The following is a 17,389-nucleotide window of genomic DNA, read 5'->3' as shown; positions in this document are numbered from 1 at the left end:
GGGGGGGTTGTGGGTTGTCCCCCCGGGCCCCCCCCGCCCCGCCCCCCGGGCGCGGGCCCCCGGGGCCCGGGGGGGGCCCCGGGGGGGGGGTGGGGGGGGGGGGGGCCCCCCCGGGGGGGGGGGCCCCCCCACCACCCGCGTCAGATGATGCGGGCCGGCCGACCCGTAGCACCGTCAGGTGCCCTGGTCACACTCGTTCGGGTTGAGCCACTGCGCGCGGAACTGGTCGATGTAACGGTTGGTGACCCATCCGTCGATGACTCGCAGCATCACGTCGTTGGCCCGGTGCGCCGAGTTTTCAGTGAGGTTGAACGAACCGACGAAGACGGCCTTGCGCCACGCACTGGCGTACTTGGCATCGATGAGCAGCAGTTTGTTGTGGCTCCAGCCGTCACAGCCGATGTCGGTGGAGGCGATGCCGTACTTCTGCATGATGTCGGAACCGGACTGTTCCTGGACGATGACCTTGACGTCGCAGCCGATGCCCACGAGTCGCTTCAGTTCGGCGATGATCTCCTTGGCATAGGTCTCGTCCTCCATGAGACTCGACTCCAGCCAGATCCGGTCGTTGCCGTCCGTGCACTCACTGACGTTGCCCAGGACATCGGCCACCCGATTGCTGGTGGGCTGCGGGTAGAAGTATGCCTTCGACAGATCGTTGCTGCCGTCGATCATCCTGCTCGCGTCGGTGCTCCAGGTGACCCCGTCATAGGTCCAGCTGCGGTTGTACAGACGCCTCCAGTAGTTCACGTACGCGGAGAACAACTCGGAGTCATCACGGCTGATGAGCAGGTTCTGCGAGTGCATGGCCTGCCAAGCGCTGAAATTACTGGAGGTCTGCATCACCAATTCCGTGTCACCCTTTTTGATGACGAAGAATTTATTGTGCATCGAGCCGTGATCCGGATCCTGGCAGGAGTTCGGACACTTCACCAGGTCGATGCCCGCTTTCGCGAACTTGCTCTCGACAGTGGAGTCGATAAAGCCGACCACGATACGGACGCTGACACCACTCGACGCCGCATTCACCAGCGAGTCGGCAACTGCGGTGGCACCCCCGTCGGTGCCCCACGTGTACAAAGCGATTCGAATGTAATCGCCGGACTCACCAGCAGCCGCAGCTTCCGCTGTCGCGTCGATCTTTGCTTTTATCTTGCGCGCTATGATGCGGTCTTCGACCCCTGAACCATAAGTGAAGCAGACTTCATAATTTCCCGATTCCGAACAGGTTCCCTCTGCAGCCGACGCGCTGGGTGCCGACACGATTGCAGCCAGCATGGACAGAGCGAGCAAAATCGCAACTTTCCACCCGCGCCATCGGTGAGTACTTCTCTCATATGTCACCGCAGCATGGTACGGGCACTCTCGGCAATGGTCGAGCTATTCCCCATGGGAACGCCCACCCGGGCAGTCTCCGATTGCATTCGCATTACTGGCGGCGAACCCTTCAGGGGCTCCTGGCACCACGAGTTTCGTCGGTCTTCGCTCTCGCCCGCCACTACTGTTCGTGTCGGCGCGGCTACCCAAAGACAAGCGTACAGGTGCACACGACACGACACGGTTTCACTCAGGGTGACGCGTCATTCCCAGTCATGTGAGCGCGTCGGACGTAGCGCGTCTGATCGAACCGACGGCCTGGGCGGGCACGTTCGCGGAAGTGACGATCACTACGCCTTTGGTTCGACTGCGTGTCATCCGGGGGCCACCTCCCGTTGAAACGTCTGAACGCCTACCGACGACCACGGAGTGACCGCCATGCCCGTACCCCTGCTCCACCGGCTCTTCCACGTCATAAGCCCACGCCGTCGACCGGTCGACGGCTCCAGCCGTGTCCTGATCGCGCCGCTCGTCGCTCGCTCGGGGTTGACCACCAGAGCTCTGGTCGGGGGCCTGCTCGCGGCGGCGTTCACCGCGCAGGCCGTCGGCGCGCTGCTGCCGCACGTGCCGCTGCTGCTCGCCGCGACCGCCGCCTCCCTGGCCGCCGAGGGCGTCCTCTACCGGTGGCAGCGCGGCATGCTGTCGCTGTTCGCCAGGTCCCACGCGGACATCACCGTCCGGCACGTCCTGCGCGACCTGCTGCTCGTGGTCGGCCTGCTCCGCCTCGGCGAGCAGCACCGCGAGACGGTGTACGCGCCGCTGGTCGCCGGCCTGCTCGCCTGCTACGCCCTGCACTGCGCGACCCAGGCGGTCTCGGTGCTGGTCCGCCGCAGCCGCACCCTGCCGGTGGTGACCCGGAACATCGACGCCTCGGCGCTCCGGCTCACCCCGGCGCCGCCGGTGCTGCTGCGCCGCCCCGGCCGCCGGCTGCCGGCCTTCGGACTGCCCGCGACCGCCGGGCTGCTGGTCACCGTGGCCGCCGACGCGCCGCTGGCCGGGGCGGCGGGCCTCGCCCTGTCCCTGCTCGCCTCGCTGGCCGGCCTGGGCGCGCTGCTGGTCCGGCTGCTGCCGGGGCGGCGGCCCGCCGGCGAGCGGGAGGTGCTCGACTGGTTCGACGCCTGGCTGGCCGAGTACCGGCCCACCGTCGGGCTGTACTTCTCCGGCGGCGCCTCGTCGGCGTACCAGGCGAACATGTGGCTGGAGCCGCTCGCCGGGCTCGGCGGGCGGCCGGTGGTGGTGCTGCGCGAGCGGTTCATGGTGCAGAAGATCGCGGCGACCGACCTGCCGGTCGTCTGCCTGCCGAAGGTGTCCACGCTGATGCGCCTGGAGCACTCCACCCTCCAGGTGCTCATCCACCCCTCGAACTCCGGCAAGACCTCGCAGGTGCTGCGCATCCCCACCATCAAGCACGCCTTCGTCAACCACGGCGAGAGCGACAAGCTGTCCTCCTGCAACCCGTACGCGAAGGCCTACGACCAGGTGTGGGTGGCCGGTCCGGCGGCGCGCGAGCGGTACGCGCTGGCCGAGGTCGGCGTCGAGGACAAGGACGTGGTGGAGATCGGCCGCCCGCAGCTCGACGCGGTACGGCCGTACGACGGTCCGCCCACCGGCCGGTACACGACCGTGCTGTACGCGCCGACCTGGGAGGGCTGGGACGGCCAGCCCGGCAACACCTCGGTGCTCGCGGCCGGGGAGAACCTGGTCCGGGCGCTGCTCGCGGACCCCGGGGTACGGCTGCTCTACAAGCCGCATCCGCTGACCGGGTCGGTCGACCCCCGGGCCGGTGCGGCCGATCTGCGGGTCCGGGAGCTGATCCGGGCCGCCAACCGGGAGCGGTCCGGCACGCGGCCCTCGGCGGCGGCGGAACTGGCCCGGCGCACGGCGGAGTTGGAGCGGGTCACCGCGTCCGCCGGGCGGGCCGGGGCGGACCAGGTGGAGCGGATGCTCGCGCAGTCGGCGCCGGAGCCGGGGCGGGCGGCGGCGGTGGCGCGGGCGGCGGCGGCCTGGGACGAGGCGTACTGGGCGGCGCTGCCCGCCGGGGAGCACCAGATCGTCACGGACGCCCGGCCCGCGCTGTACTCCTGCTTCAACCGGGCCGACCTGCTGATCAGCGACGTCTCCAGCGTGATCAGCGACTTCCTGGCCAGCGGCAAGCCGTACGCGGTGGCCAACACCAGCGGGCTGTCCGAGGAGGCGTTCCGGGTCGCCTTCCCGACGGTGGCCGCGGCGACCGTGCTGACGCCGGACGCGGCCGGGGTGCCGGCGCTGCTCGACGCCGTGCGGCGGCCGGAGCTGGACGCGTTCGCCGCGGCCCGCGCGGAACTGGCGCTGCGGCTGCTGGGGCCGGCCGAGCCGCCCGCGCAGGAGCGGTTCGCCGCGGCCGTACGGGCGCTGAGCGCGACGGCGCGGGGACACCGGGAGCGGATGGCCGGGCGGCTCGCGGCGGAACTGCCCGGTCAGCGGCGCGGGACGCGGCCCGTCACGCCGCCGCCGGGCGGTCCCCTCGGCTGAGGGGGCGGGCGGTCAGCAGGCGGCGGACCCGGCGCAGCACGCGGCGCGGGAAGGAGAGCCGGGGCCGCTCGCGGTAGCCGGGGAACGGGCGGGCCTCGCGCGGACCGGCCAGATAGACCTCGTCGGGGACGCCCGCCTTCCGGTCCCGGAAGTGCGGGTAGACCAGGTACAGACGGCGGCCGTTGCGCTCCAGCAGCCCGGCGGCCTGCTTCTTGTCGCGGACGAAGCGCACCACGTCCGTCAGCAGGTCGGGCCGCCGGACGGCCACCAGGTGCAGCCGCAGCCTCTCGTGCACCTTGAGCAGGCGGGCGACGCCCTCGGTCCAGTACGCGTCCATCAGCGGCCCGGCCAGCTCCAGCTTGTGCCGCCGTACCTCCTCGTCGTCCTTGAGCCAGCGGGGGCCGAACTGGGGCAGCAGCGTGACGAGGAAGGGGCGCACCATGAGCCGGTCGCGCCGCTCGCCCGGCGGGACCAGCTCGGCGATCAGGCGCATCAGGGCGCGTGCGGAGTCGAAGCGCAGCGCGTAGCCGCCGCTCTTGGTCACCTGCTTGCCGTCCGCGCGGCCCACCAGGTAGTAGCAGGTGTGGTCGGCGATCACCGAGACCCCGTCCGCCCGCAGGTACGCCTCCATGGTGAACAGCGCGTCCTCGCCGGTGAACAGGGACTCGTCGAACCTCATGCCGTGCCGCTCCAGGAGGGCGCGGCGGAACAGCTTCTGGGCGCTGAGGGTGAACTTGATGTTGGAGGAGAAGACGTCGGTGCGCTCCACCGTCCGGTGCCACATCGACTTGGGGGCCTGGCGGTCGACGCCCTCGACCCGGCCGAGGACCACGTCCGTGCCGGCCCGGTCGGCCATGGCGACCATCCGCTCAAGGGCCTCGGGCCCGAGCCGGTCGTCGGCGTCGAGGAAGAAGACGTAGCGCCCCCTGGCCCTGGCCAGGCCGGCGTTGCGGGGGCCGCTGGGGCCGCCGGAGTTGTCCTGGCGGAGCACGGTGACGGGCATCGGGGCACGGGCGGCGAACTCCTGGAGGCACTCCCCCGTGCCGTCGGTGGAGCCGTCGTCCACCGCGACGACCTCGACGCGCTCCGGGCCGATGGTCTGCGCCTCGACGGACGCCAGGCACTCCACCAGGTACGGCATCGCTTCGTACGCCCCGATGATCACGGTGACATCGGGCTGAGTCACGGTCGCTTTCTCCCTGCTCATGGGTCTTTCCCCGGTATTTCCGCTATGGCTACGTGTTAGACGGGAGTCCGGGGAAGCGGGTTGCCTCGACCACCTGTTCCGGTGACGGACCTCACGCTTTTGCAGGCGGAAACGGCCCGGCCCCCGGGAGAGGCGGTCTCTCGGGGGCCGGGCCGGGTGCTGCCGGGGGTCAGCCGGCGTTGACGTTGTCCGTCTCGCCGGCGGCGCTCGCGCGCTGGCCGGGCAGCGCGTCGGCCAGTTCCACGTCCGGGCCGCCGGCCACGATCCGGGACCGCTGGCCCGCGTTGCGCGCCTCGGCCTTCACGGCGAGGCCGGCGACCGCGGAGTTGAACTGCTCGATGGAGGTCGGCTCGTCGGGGCCGAGCAGATAGCGCTTGAGCTCCTTGCGGTCCCCGGCGAGCGGGTCGCGGTCCGGGTCGCGGACCGCGGCGAGCAGCCCGTCCAGCTCGGCGGCGCTGTTGGTGAGGACCACCGCGGCGCGCACCGCGGTGTTCTGCCGCTTGAACTCCTCCTCGCCCAGGTCGGCGGAGTCCGTCACCGCGTACGGCTTGCCGCTGGCGATGAAGTCGGAGACCACGCTGGAGATGTCGGAGACCAACGCGTCGGAGACGTTGAAGCAGTCGTACAGGCGCGGTTCGGCGCCCGTGCCGATCCGGTGCTCCCAGTCCGGGACGGACCGCCAGTAGGCGGCGTTCCACTCGGCGCGAAGCCGGGCGACCTCCTGGTGCCGCTGGATGTCGACCAGGCCGTCGCGGGACGCCTCGGCCTCGTCGCCCTGCTCGGTGCCGCCCGTCAGCTCGGCGAGCCGGGCCTCGATCCGGGCCAGCTCGGCGCGGGCCGCGGCCCGGCCGGCGGCGTCGGCGGTGAACCGGGCGTCGGCGGCGCGCTCGGCGGTGGCCTTCTCGATCAGGGCGGTGATCCGCCGGTGGACGGTCTTGGCGCGGGCGCTGCGGGTGCCGGTGAAGGGGTGCGGCTTGTAGAGGACGCGGACCGGCGGGTCGGCGGTGACCAGCTTCCGCACGATGTTCTCGCCGGCCAGCAGCAGCGAGGTGTTGCCCGGGTTGTCGTCCCAGCCCTCCCAGGTGGGGGCGTACAGCACGGTCGGCATCCGGCCCTCGGGCACGCCCTGCCAGGTCCGGATGGGGGCGAGCTGCGGGCGGCCGACCTCCACGATGTCCTCGTCGCGGACGCCGACGTCGGCGATGGCGTAGCGGTCGCGGCCCGCGCGGCCGGCGGTCCACACCTCGTCGTACACCTTGCTGAACGGGTTGATGCTGGCGACCTTGTCGCTGTCGCCGTGGCCGATGAAGACGTGCTTCATGGTCGGGACGCGCAGCATGTGGATGTTCTTGCCGACGTTGGCCGCGTAGAGCGCGACGCGGACCGTGGAGAGGTCCATGTTCATCAGGTGCACACCCCCGGGCACGCAGATGACGGGGACCGTGGTCGGCGCCAGGCTCTGCAGGATGGCCCGTTCGCGCAGCACGATCAGCGGCCGGGTGTCGAGCTGCTCCATGGTCTCCAGCCACATGTTGACCTGGTAGGCGGAGTCCTTGGAGCCGGAGAAGTACAGCACCGTCTCGGGCCGGTACTCGCGCAGCCATTCGTCGACCGCGGCGAGCACCTTCTCGGCGTTCGGCGGGAGCCGCCGGCCGCGCAGGTAGGGCAGCAGCGCCAGCGCGTACAGGGCGGCCGCGCCCAGCGTGACGCCGATGCCGATGAAGCCGGGGAGGTCGGAGCCGGTCTCGGCGGAGACCAGGACGCCGGCGACGGCGGCCAGGTCGAAGTGGAGGATCTTCTCGGCGGAGCGGTTCAGCAGCCCGCGCGGCGGGGCGTCCGGGATGCGCAGGCGGGAGGCCAGGTCGACGTTGCGGGTGGCGACCGGCAGCCGTCGCCGGTTGCGGATCAGCGTGACCAGGGCGCCGTGCGGGGCCTGGAGGCCGTAGAAGGCGATGAAGCAGGCGATGGCGGCGTAGTAGATCAGGTCGTCCGCGAGGGACAGCCGGGCCAGCAGCAGGACGAGCAGGAGCTGACGGATCAGGAAGCGGATCGACAGACCGGCGCGGATCTTGCCGAGCCGGTTGATCAGATAGCTGTTCCTGCGGTGCAGATAGTGGTCCGCCAGGTACGTCACGGCGGCCGCGGCCGCGAAGGCGGGGATGCTCGGGACGAGCGCGGCCACCATCACGCCGGGGAAGCCCAGCATCATGAGGACCGCCGCGGCCAGCTCGGCCGCGCTGCCCACCCGGGCGACGCGAATAGCGGTGGATATCACGGAGAACCTGCTCGTTGAAGGGGGTGTTCCGATGTTGTGCTGCTGCCCTGCTGGGTTTGTGAGCGATAGGTGAAGGTACGGATTCAGGCCCCTGCGAACGCCCGGGGAATGAGCAAACGCAGAGGCCTGAATATCCGAAGATTTATTACCGCGATTATTACACGCCGTCCTGACGGGCCAGCACCGAGGCCAGTGCCTGGTCGAATCCGGTGGCGCGGGCCGCGCCCGCCGTCGGGTCCTGCTGGCGGACGTCGATGACATGGCCGGTCAGCTCGGAGAGCAGCACGTCCAGCGAGGTGTGCGCCACCGCCTCGGAGGAGAGCAGGCTGCCCGCGGGCTCCTGGCCGAACGCCTTGGTGCGCATCGGGGTCGCGGTGCGCTCGGGGTTGATGCAGTTGACGCGGACGCCGTCGCCGGCCCACTCGTCGGACAGGGCCTGCGTGAGATTGACCATCGCGGCCTTGGTGGAGGAGTACAGGGAGTACTCGGCGCGGCCCCGGGTGTAGCTGCTGGAGGTGTAGAGCAGCAACTGGCCGCCGGTCTCGGCGAGGTACTTGTACGAGGAGCGGGCGATCTGCACCGGCGCCAGGTAGTTGACCTTCAGCGCCTCCTCGATGGTGGCGTTGTCGGTCTCGGCGAGCTTGCCGATGCGCAGCACGCCCGCGGTGTTGACGACGTAGTCGATGCGCCCGGTCTCGGCGTACGCCTTGGACAGGGCGTCGTCGACCTCCTCCGGGTTCTCCACGTGGGTGCCGGTGGTGGAGCGGCCCAGCGCGTAGACGGTGGCGCCGTAGGACTCGGCGAGTTCGGCGATGTCCTTGCCGATGCCGTAGGAGCCGCCGAAGACGACCAGGGTCTTGCCGGTGAGCAGTTCGCGGTAGGTCTCCTCGCCCTTCTGCTCGGGCGCGGCGGAGGAGGCCAACTGGAACAGCTTGTCGGCGATGAACACGTCGACGGGCTGGGTGACCTTCATGTTGTACTCGTCGCCCGCGACGACGTGGATCGGCACGTCGGGCAGGTACTTCAGCACGACCGAGCAGTCGTCGGTGGCCTGGAAGTTGGGGTCGCCGGCCGCGACCTGGTAGGCGCGGCGGATCGTGGACAGCTTGAACGCCTGGGGCGTCTGGCCGCGGCGCAGCCGGGAGCGGTCCGGGATCTCGGTGATGAACTCGCCGTCCTGGCCGTGGGTGCGGGTCACGATGATGGTGTCCGCGGACGGGATGGCCACGTCCACGGCCTCGTAGCGCTCCAGCGCGGCCACGCAGTCGTCGATCACGCGCTGCGAGAGCAGGGGGCGTACGGCGTCGTGGAAGAGGACGTTGAGGTCCTCGCCCTCGGCCAGGCCCTCGCGCAGGGCGGCGATGGCGCGCTCGGTGGTCTCGTTCCGCGTGGCGCCGCCCTCGATGACCTTCTTGACCTTCGTCAGGCCGGCCTTGGCGACGATCTTCTCGATGTCGGGGACGTAGCCCGGCGCCATCAGCACGATGACGTCGTCGATGGAGTCGGCGTTCTGGAAGGTGGTCAGGGTGTGCTCGATGACTGCCTTGCCGGCGATCTTCAGCAACTGCTTGGGGATCGACAGACCCACCCGCTGGCCGGTGCCACCGGCCAGGATCACTGCGGTGGTACGGGGCTTGGCTATGTGCTGGGACACAGGTGACCTACCTTGGGGCGTCAGGGAACCTGGAAATGGTCCCACTTGTGGTTACCGCAGTGCAAGGTGAGCGACCTCCACCGCATTTGTGCGCGCAACCTGCCATTCACCTTGCGCTCCTGGTGACCCGGGGCGGGTCCGGGAACGGTTCCCGTACGGCCGGGGAATTCCTGTGAGCAAGTCCACAGATGAGGGCAGTTGTCGGGTCAGCGCCGCCGCAGTTTCCGCAGGCAGCGGTGGCCGAGCACCTTCACCAGGTCCTTCGACGGGGTCTGGTGGACGGTGCGCGCCTTGGCCGGAGCGCTGTGCCGCACGGGCGCCGAGGCCGCGGCGGCGAGCGTCCCGTACAGCGCCTGGGCGGCCGTCTCGGGAGCGATCCGCGGTTCGGCGGCCGGCGGTGTCCGCTCGGGCACGGCGGAGAGCAGCGCCGGGTCGCCGAGCACGCGCACGCCGAGGGCGGCGATCCCGGCGGCGGCCTCGGCGCCGATCGCGGCGGCGGCCTCGGCGGCCCACGCGGGCGTGGTGATCCGGGCGTCGCACGGCGCGGGAGCGCAGGTGTTCTTCATGTGCATGACGGCGCCATTGCGGACGAGCCGGGAATACAGTTCCTCGGGCAGGCCGTGTGCGCGGAATTCCTTGTTGAGAATCCGCAGCATTTCGGTCTCGGCCAGGGTGAGGGACCGATTCGCCGCGTCCGGAACGGCCCGCAGCAGATCGCGGGGCAGTCCGAGCAGTGCCTCGAAGGTGCGCAGCAGTCCGTCCCGGTCCCGGTCGTCGACCACGACGACGGTGACCCGCCCGGGTCCCACCGCCCGGACCCACCGCTCCACCAGCCGGTCGTGCCGGTGCCGGCGCCAGAAGCTGGGGGTCGGCCTGTCGTACGGCGGCTTCCTGAGCATGTGCTCCAGCCAGTTCCCGTAGCCCATGCGCAGCCCGTTCTGCACGTATTGCTGCCACTGCGAGGGCATGATCCTGGCCAGCGGGCGCAGGGTCACCAGGACGTGCACGCGGTCGCCGCCGAGCTGCTCCACGATCCGGGCGACGGTCGCGTCGTCGTCGGCGTCGGCGAAGAACTCGCTGCTGATCACGGAGGTGCGCCGGCCGGTGGCGCGGACCTGGTCCAGCAGCCGGGTCCAGTGCCGGCCGGTCGGCGCGGGGTCGCCCATCATGGCGGGCCGGGCGCAGGCGGCGAGGGCGGCCTCCATGGGGTGCCGGGTGTGCGCGGGGAACTCCACGCCGTGCGCCCGCATGGCGTCCTTCGCGGCGAACAGGGCGCCCTGGACGGCGGTGGTCCCGGTCTTGTGCGGGCCGATGTGCAGCAGGCGGGTGCCGGCGGGCAGCGGTGGGATCGCGGGCAGCGGTGGGATCGCCTCGTTCACCGGGGTGTCGTCTCTCGTACAGTCCGTGTCCATGGTCAAGGGACGGTAGGAGATCTGCCTGAGGAAGTGCTGAGAAGGGGCTGGGACGGTGATGAGTCCCGGCCCCTCGCGGCCCGGCGGGGTCGGACCAGGCTTCCGGTGCGGGTTGTCGGCCCGGCGCGGGTCCCGCTCCTTGCGGAAGGCGGCCTGGGGCGGGTCCTGGGGGACGTCGCCGGCGTAGTCGTTGGTGACCTCGTGGTCGTCGAAGGTGAGGACGAAGGGGGCGCCCGCGTGCATCGCGGCGGGGACCGCCCGCCGGACCGGGCAAGGCGAGCGCATGGCAAGACGACGGACAGCGGGAAACCCGCCACGGCAGGGGAACGAGCCCCTGCCCCGACGGGTCCCTCGGGTGTTCAGCGGACCAACGGGCGCACCGCGCGCACGGTCCGACAGGCCCCTAGAAGGGCTCGAAGCCCTCGAACTCCTGGTCCGACTCGTCGCGTTCGGCCTGCTTGTCCCGGCGGCGCTGGGCGGCGGGCCGCGGCGCCTCGAAGCGGTGGTCCTCGCCGCGCCGGCCGAGCATCTCGGCGCCGGCCATCATCGACGGCTCCCAGTCGAAGACGACCGCGTTGTCCTCGGGGCCGATGGCCACGCCGTCGCCCGCGCGGGCCCCGGCCTTCATCAACTGCTCCTCGACACCGAGGCGGCCGAGGCGGTCGGCGAGGTAGCCCACGGCCTCGTCGTTGTTGAAGTCGGTCTGCCGCACCCAGCGCTCGGGCTTCTCGCCGCGCACCCGGAACAGCCCGTCCTCCTCGCGGACCACGGTGAAGCCCGCGTCGTCCACGGCCTTGGGCCGGATCACGATCCGGGTGGCCTCTTCCCTGGGCTTGGCGGCACGCGACTGCGCCACCAGCTCGGCGAGGGCGAACGACAGCTCGCGCAGTCCCATGTGCGCCAAGGCCGACGCCTCGAAGACGCGGTAGCCGCGCGCCTCCAGGTCGGGCCGCACCATCTCGGCGAGGTCCTTGCCGTCCGGGACGTCGATCTTGTTCAGGACGACGATGCGCGGCCGGTCGCCGAGCCCGCCGTACTGCCGCAGCTCCTCCTCGATGATGTCGAGGTCGGAGACGGGGTCGCGGTCGGACTCCAGGGTGGCGGTGTCCAGCACGTGCACCAGCACGCTGCACCGCTCCACGTGCCGCAGGAACTCCAGGCCCAGGCCGCGGCCCTGGCTGGCGCCCGGGATGAGGCCGGGCACGTCGGCGATGGTGTAGACGGTCGACCCGGCGGTGACGACGCCCAGGTTCGGCACCAGCGTGGTGAACGGGTAGTCGGCGATCTTCGGCTTGGCCGCGGAGAGCACCGAGATCAGCGAGGACTTGCCCGCGCTCGGGTAGCCGACCAGCGCCACGTCGGCGACCGTCTTCAGCTCCAGTACGACGTCCTGGAGGTCACCGGGCTCGCCGAGCAGCGCGAAGCCGGGGGCCTTGCGCCGGGCCGAGGCCAGCGCCGCGTTGCCGAGCCCGCCCCGGCCGCCCTGCGCGGCGACGTAGGAGGTGCCGTGGCCGACCAGGTCGGCCAGGACGTTGCCCGCCTTGTCCAGGACGACCGTGCCGTCCGGCACCGGCAGGACCAGGTCCTGCCCGTCCTTGCCGGAGCGGTTGCCGCCCTCGCCGGGCTTGCCGTTGGTGGCCTTGCGGTGCGGGGAGTGGTGGTAGTCCAGGAGCGTGGTCACGGACTGGTCGACGGTGAGGATGACGTCGCCGCCCCGCCCGCCGTTGCCGCCGTCGGGGCCGCCGAGCGGCTTGAACTTCTCCCGGTGCACGGAGGCACAGCCGTGGCCTCCGTTACCCGCGGCGACATGCAGCTCGACGCGGTCCACGAAGGTGGTCATGGGATGTGCCTCCAGTTACGTACGGGTGTTTCCTGATGTAACACGCGAAAGGCGGACCCGCTTCCCCGGGGGGAAGTGAGGTCCGCCTCGCGAAAGTGTCCGGTCAGGCGACCGGGACGATGTTCACGACCTTGCGGCCACGGTGGGTGCCGAACTGCACCGAACCGGCCTCCAGGGCGAACAGCGTGTCGTCGCCGCCGCGGCCGACACCGGCGCCCGGGTGGAAGTGGGTGCCGCGCTGGCGGACCAGGATCTCGCCCGCGTTGACGACCTGACCGCCGAAGCGCTTCACGCCGAGGCGCTGAGCGTTGGAGTCACGACCGTTCCGGGTGGACGATGCGCCCTTCTTGTGTGCCATCTCTCCTCAGTCCCTTACTTCGCAGCCGCGGGGATCTCAGTGACCTTGATCGCCGTGTACTGCTGGCGGTGGCCCTGACGACGGCGGTAGCCGGTCTTGTTCTTGTAGCGCAGAATGTCGATCTTCTGGCCCTTGTGGTGGTCCACGACCTCGGCCTGGACCTTGATGCCGGCCAGCACCCACGGGTCGCTGGTCACAGCGTCGCCGTCGACAACGAGCAGGGTCGAGAGCTCGACCGTGTCGCCAACCTTGGCGGTGGAAATCTTGTCAACCTCAACGATGTCACCGACAGCAACCTTGTGCTGGCGGCCACCGCTGCGCACGATGGCGTACACGCGGATCTCTCTTTCGCTCGGAGAACGGCACCCCCGCAGGCCAGCCGCCCGGCGACGGACACGGACGGCCTCTCCCGGACACCGGGGCACCCGGAAGGAAGAAGGTTTACGGGGATGTGGCGTGCCGATGGACACGCCGACGGTCAAGGTTACGGGGACCGCGTACGGGGGTCAAACCGGGCCATGGTCGGCTTGACGTGAGCCGCGCACCCCGGCCGCCTCAGGGCGGGCATCGACCCTCGCGAATTCGCCGTTCACGACCCGCCGGGTCCGCCCGTTGCGGCCCGTTCAGGCAGGGGGAGCGCCGGGTCGGACATATGACTTCGTCGCCCGGCTCGCCCCGCACAGACGCTGGGTCCCTCATTTCCCCGATGCGGTGAACATCGACGCGATCCTCAGCGCCGCGTACCGCAAATGCCGGATCGAGCTGACTTCGAAGCGCGTGAAGAGCAGCCCACGGGGCTGGCCGAGGCGGACGGTCCTGCGACTCGTCTGCTACGCAGCATATTAGCGCTGGAATTCGACGGACAAGGGGGACCGGTCCGCTCGGTAGAGTATTAACAAACACCCCTGGAGCGCGCCGCCACGATTAGGCGATCGGCGCGCCCCAGGATCAAGCGACAGGATCAGATGAAGTCGTTGAGGTCCGCTCCCCCCAAGCAGATCCAATCTGCCGGCGAACCAAGCCCGTCAAACCCTACGTTGCTACTGAAGCCACCCGCGACCAGCGTACGCCTCAGTTCATAGTAGCCGTTCCCTATATAGTCCCAGACATACCCGTTCACCGACAGGTTGCTGTCATAGGAGTTAATTTCAGCGAAGGCCGATGAGGTGTCCCCGACATTGAAGCACGTGTTCGTGCTTCGCGTCAGGATCCTGTCTCCCTTGAAGTTGTCCTGGTCGTAAACACAGAGGGCGCCAGAAGAACAAGGGCCATCGGCCTGCGCCGGCCCTGCCGTCACAAGCATGCCACCACCCATGACGGCCAATGCCGAAATGACCGTCGCAGCCTTCCGCCTGAAGTTCATTACTCCTCCTACTTGGTCGAAAGAATTCACGACTGATACCCAATGACCATAAGGCAACAGGAAGGGGGACGGGAAGACAAAATACAGAAGAGGGAACCTGCCTTCCGCTTCGAGTCGGAATCGAAGCACCACGGCATGAATCGTGATCGAGTTCATGAGGTCAAGTTCATCGCTATCCCGTGCGTCAGTTGCGTTGCCCCTTGAAGGCCATCGATTTTGACAGGATTACCCGAAACATGCTTGACGTAGACGCGCATGATGAATTGACGCGTGCCGCACGCCGGGTCGATCGGCAGGCCTGCGAGAGAGAAGTACGTCGCGTAGTGATGGGCGTCGTCGCGAATGGTGCGGCGCGTTGTCGGCGTGCTGTGGACCTTGCAGGTGTGAGCTGTCGTGTCGAGCTGTATGACTTCGAAACGGGTGTCGACCACGGAGTTGGTGCCGCGTGGCTGTTCGTGGGGTACGACACTGCTGCTCTGGCAGGATGCCGTGTTCCGGTAGCAAGTGGTCAACGTGACATTCGCCAGGGCTTCGACGGCGGTGGCGTCGGCTGCGGCAGCCCACTTGTACACCGGCGTTCCGTCCGTATAGAAGACCCAGGCCGGCGTGGAGGTCCAGGGGCCGACATAGCTGCACGTCGGCGAAGTACCGTCACTGCTGCACGTCGGGTTCGCCCACCACCGAGCCCCGCGCTGGTCGGTGTTGCTGATCTCCATCCAGGTGTTATCCGCGGTCGCCGTCAAGTGGTAGGTGGAACTCGCGCTGGACGCCGTCCATGCGTGGACCCCGCAGGTGTACGTTCCCGCCGACGGTGCGGTGAACAGGAGGTCGGCGTAGAGCGGAAGGTGACCAGGGTCGGCATACGACGCGGCGTCCGACCCCTCGTGATTGCGTGCGGTAGCCCCGGTGAAACCGACCTGTCCGCCGGCCGCATCGACACAACGCACAGTGAGTGTCAGCCCGGCGATCTGGGTCATGCTGCTGGTGGTGTCGATGCGACCGCGTACATGACGCGATTCCCCTGCGGCGAGGTGAACCGTCCGGGCGAGGACCCGGGTGGTGAGCCCGGCGGGTATGTCCACGTCGTCGACCAGAGTGGTGCGGGACTTACCGCCGTCATCGGCCACGGTGACTGCCGACGCCGGAGCCATCGCCGTCACCGTCGCGATCATGGTGACGAAAGTGACGGCAGCCCTCCCGACGCTCACGCGCATGGTCCCCCGCAACTGTTCGGGATGTGTTCATGGACAACCGCTGTATATCGGTCCAGTGGACGGAAGGCCACGCCTCCACCTCGCACGGAGTCCAGACATGGCCTGTTCTCGACTGACGGAAGCGGTCCCGCATTCCCACCCTGACGGTGTCAGCCGCAGGCACCTCTGCCACAACGCCGACATCCGGGCGAGCGAACACTGTCTTGATCGATCACACGCGCAGACTGCCGCGGGTCCCGCCCGCGCTGCCGACCACAGGGAACGAACGCTCGTTCCTGGACCCGTATGCTCACTGCACACGTAGCAGATGCCGGAGGGTCGAACAGGTGAACTATAGGATCCAGCCCACCGCCCAGGTCGACGAGAGCGCCGAGGTAGGCGACGGCAGCAGTGTGTGGGATCTCGCCCAGATCCGAGAGGGTGCGCGGCTGGGCGAGAATTGTGTGATCGGCCGGGGGGCGTACGTGGGTCCGGCCGTGCGCATGGGCGACAACTGCAAGCTGCAGAACTACGCGCTGGTCTACGAGCCCGCCGAGCTGGGCGACGGCGTCTTCATCGGCCCGGCCGTGGTCCTCACCAACGATCACAACCCGCGTTCGGTGGACCCGGAGGGCAACCAGAAGCGCGGCGGCGACTGGGAACCCGTCGCGGTGAAGATCGCCGACGGAGCCTCGGTCGGCGCCCGTTCGGTGTGCGTGGCCCCGGTCACGATCGGCCGCTGGGCGATGGTCGCCGCGGGCGCGGTGGTGACGAAGGACGTCCCCGACTTCGCCTTGGTGGCGGGTGTACCAGCACGGCAGATCGGCTGGGTGGGTCGAGCCGGTGTTCGCCTGACCGAACGCGACGGCGAGCCGGGAGTGTGGGAGTGCCCGCAGAGTGGGCGGCTTTACGAGGAGAGAGACGGGGCGCTCGTTGAGCGCTCCACGTGACCGTCACGCATCCCCCTCCCCCTCAGGCGACGAACGAAGCACCGCCGAAGCAGCGAACAGAAGAGTGTGCAGTGAAAGTCATCAGCATCGTCGGGGCCCGTCCCCAACTGGTGAAGCTCGCCCCCATCGCGGCGGCCTTCGCGCGGACCGAGCACGAGCACCAGATCGTGCACACCGGTCAGCACTATGACGCCGACCTCTCCGACGTCTTCTTCTCCGGCCTCGGCATTCCCGACCCGGATGTCCACCTCGGCGTCGGCTCCGGCAGTCACGGCGTGCAGACCGGTGCCGTGCTGTCCGCGCTGGACCCGGTGCTGGAGCAGGCGCGACCCGACTGGGTCCTCGTGTACGGCGACACCAACTCCACGGTCGCCGGCGCGCTGTCCGCCGTGAAGATGCACCTGAAGGTCGCGCACCTGGAGGCCGGGCTGCGCTCTTTCAACCGGCGGATGCCGGAAGAGCACAACCGCGTCCTCACCGACCACTGCGCCGACCTGCTGCTGGCACCCACCGAGGAGGCCGTGCGCCACCTCGCCAGCGAGGGACTCGCCCACCGTACCCGGCTGGTCGGCGACGTGATGGTCGACATCTGCCTGCGCATCCGCGACCAGGTGCGGTCCGGCGCCTTCCCGGCGCCGGAACTGCCCGAGGGCATCGATCCCGCGGAGCCGTTCCTGCTGGCGACCCTGCACCGCCCGGACAACACCGACGACCCGGAGCGGCTCGCCGCGATCATCGGCTCGCTCGCCAGACTGCCCGTCCCGGTGGCGCTGGCCGCGCACCCCCGCCTGGTCGCCCGCGCCGAGGAGCACGGCATCAAGCTGGCCCAGGGCAACATACGCGTCGGCCGCCCGCTCCCCTACGCGAGTCTGGTCGCCGCCGTACTGGCCTCGATCGGCGTGGTCACCGACTCGGGCGGACTGCAGAAGGAGGCGTTCCTGCTGGAGCGCGTCTGCACCACCGTCCGCCCCGAGACGGAGTGGGTGGAAACCGTCCGCACCGGCTGGAACATCCTCGTTCCCGACCCGCACACGCTGACGCCGACCGAGTGGACCGAAACGGTCACCCGGCCGGCACCGGTCGGTGATCCCGGCACTCCCTACGGCGACGGCCAGGCCGCACGGAACGTCGTCCGGCTCATGGAGGAGCTCGTGGAGGAAGGGAGGGAGGGCAGCCGGTCCGCCTGACACACCGCCGGACAGCGAGCCCCTGCCTTCCTCACGGAGGGCCACAGGCGACCCGGGTCCGC

General features: G+C 69.7%; 13 protein-coding genes and 1 pseudogene. 3 read left to right on the top strand and 11 right to left on the bottom strand.

The annotated features are described in order from the left end of the window. Nucleotides 1-174 precede the first annotated feature (174 nt). Complete coding sequence (locus ACFY32_RS00995) at nt 175-1,278, bottom strand: phosphatidylserine/phosphatidylglycerophosphate/cardiolipin synthase family protein (protein WP_390673098.1); 1,104 nt, start codon at nt 1,276-1,278, stop codon at nt 175-177. 477 nt (nt 1,279-1,755) lie between these two features. On the opposite strand from ACFY32_RS00995, the gene ACFY32_RS00990 reads away from it, so the two are divergent. Then, entirely contained in the window at nt 1,756-3,888 is a 2,133-nt protein-coding gene (locus ACFY32_RS00990; RefSeq protein WP_390673097.1) for a hypothetical protein, read from the top strand. On the opposite strand, the gene ACFY32_RS00985 is transcribed toward ACFY32_RS00990, so the two are convergent. The 10 genes and pseudogenes from ACFY32_RS00985 to ACFY32_RS00940 all read right to left on the bottom strand — a co-directional run bounded on the left by ACFY32_RS00985 (nt 3,857) and on the right by ACFY32_RS00940 (nt 15,169). Further along, the gene (locus ACFY32_RS00985; RefSeq protein WP_390673096.1) at nt 3,857-5,095 is read right to left on the bottom strand and encodes a glycosyltransferase family 2 protein; all 1,239 of its coding nucleotides are present in this window, start codon (nt 5,093-5,095) and stop codon (nt 3,857-3,859) included. The two genes, ACFY32_RS00990 and ACFY32_RS00985, sit on opposite strands and share 32 nt — an antisense overlap. 169 nt (nt 5,096-5,264) lie before the next feature. After that, on the bottom strand, nt 5,265-7,340 hold the full coding sequence (locus ACFY32_RS00980; protein WP_390673231.1) for a hypothetical protein: 2,076 nt from the start codon (nt 7,338-7,340) through the stop codon (nt 5,265-5,267). A gap of 187 nt (nt 7,341-7,527) precedes the next feature. Next, the gene (locus tag ACFY32_RS00975; RefSeq protein WP_359191755.1) at nt 7,528-9,024 is read right to left on the bottom strand and encodes a bifunctional cytidylyltransferase/SDR family oxidoreductase; all 1,497 of its coding nucleotides are present in this window, start codon (nt 9,022-9,024) and stop codon (nt 7,528-7,530) included. A 206-nt stretch (nt 9,025-9,230) separates the two neighbouring features. Then, the gene (locus ACFY32_RS00970; RefSeq protein WP_390673230.1) at nt 9,231-10,436 is read right to left on the bottom strand and encodes a hypothetical protein; all 1,206 of its coding nucleotides are present in this window, start codon (nt 10,434-10,436) and stop codon (nt 9,231-9,233) included. 144 nt (nt 10,437-10,580) lie between these two features. Next, nucleotides 10,581-10,685 (bottom strand): annotated as a pseudogene (locus tag ACFY32_RS00965) (alkaline phosphatase D family protein); the annotation flags it as partial. A 154-nt stretch (nt 10,686-10,839) separates the two neighbouring features. Continuing rightward, nucleotides 10,840-12,276: a GTPase ObgE gene (gene obgE, locus ACFY32_RS00960; RefSeq protein ID WP_390673095.1), complete on the bottom strand. Its 1,437-nt coding sequence runs from the start codon at nt 12,274-12,276 to the stop codon at nt 10,840-10,842. 103 nt (nt 12,277-12,379) lie between these two features. Next, nucleotides 12,380-12,634, bottom strand: coding sequence for a 50S ribosomal protein L27 (gene rpmA / locus ACFY32_RS00955; RefSeq protein ID WP_003990207.1), 255 nt, complete (start codon nt 12,632-12,634; stop codon nt 12,380-12,382). A 14-nt stretch (nt 12,635-12,648) separates the two neighbouring features. Further along, entirely contained in the window at nt 12,649-12,969 is a 321-nt protein-coding gene (gene rplU, locus ACFY32_RS00950; protein WP_004931419.1) for a 50S ribosomal protein L21, read from the bottom strand. A 626-nt stretch (nt 12,970-13,595) separates the two neighbouring features. Then, complete coding sequence (locus tag ACFY32_RS00945; RefSeq protein WP_390673094.1) at nt 13,596-14,153, bottom strand: peptidase inhibitor family I36 protein; 558 nt, start codon at nt 14,151-14,153, stop codon at nt 13,596-13,598. Beyond that, nucleotides 14,150-15,169 (bottom strand): hypothetical protein, encoded by a 1,020-nt coding sequence (locus ACFY32_RS00940; protein WP_390673093.1) that lies wholly within the window; start codon nt 15,167-15,169, stop codon nt 14,150-14,152. Before ACFY32_RS00940 ends, ACFY32_RS00945 begins: the two co-directional genes overlap by 4 nt. Nucleotides 15,170-15,537: 368 nt before the next feature. On the opposite strand from ACFY32_RS00940, the gene ACFY32_RS00935 reads away from it, so the two are divergent. Both ACFY32_RS00935 and wecB read left to right on the top strand, forming a co-directional pair. Next, complete coding sequence (locus ACFY32_RS00935; RefSeq protein WP_390673092.1) at nt 15,538-16,140, top strand: acyltransferase; 603 nt, start codon at nt 15,538-15,540, stop codon at nt 16,138-16,140. Between the two features lie 71 nt (nt 16,141-16,211). Continuing rightward, nucleotides 16,212-17,327, top strand: a complete 1,116-nt coding sequence (gene wecB / locus ACFY32_RS00930; protein ID WP_390673091.1) for a non-hydrolyzing UDP-N-acetylglucosamine 2-epimerase — start codon at nt 16,212-16,214, stop codon at nt 17,325-17,327. Nucleotides 17,328-17,389 lie beyond the last annotated feature (62 nt).

The sequence above is a fragment of the Streptomyces sp. NPDC000134 genome (assembly GCF_042899225.1).
GTDB lineage: Bacteria > Actinomycetota > Actinomycetes > Streptomycetales > Streptomycetaceae > Streptomyces.
Note: the sequence above shows the minus strand (reverse complement) of the source record. Positions and strands in the feature narration are given on the sequence as shown.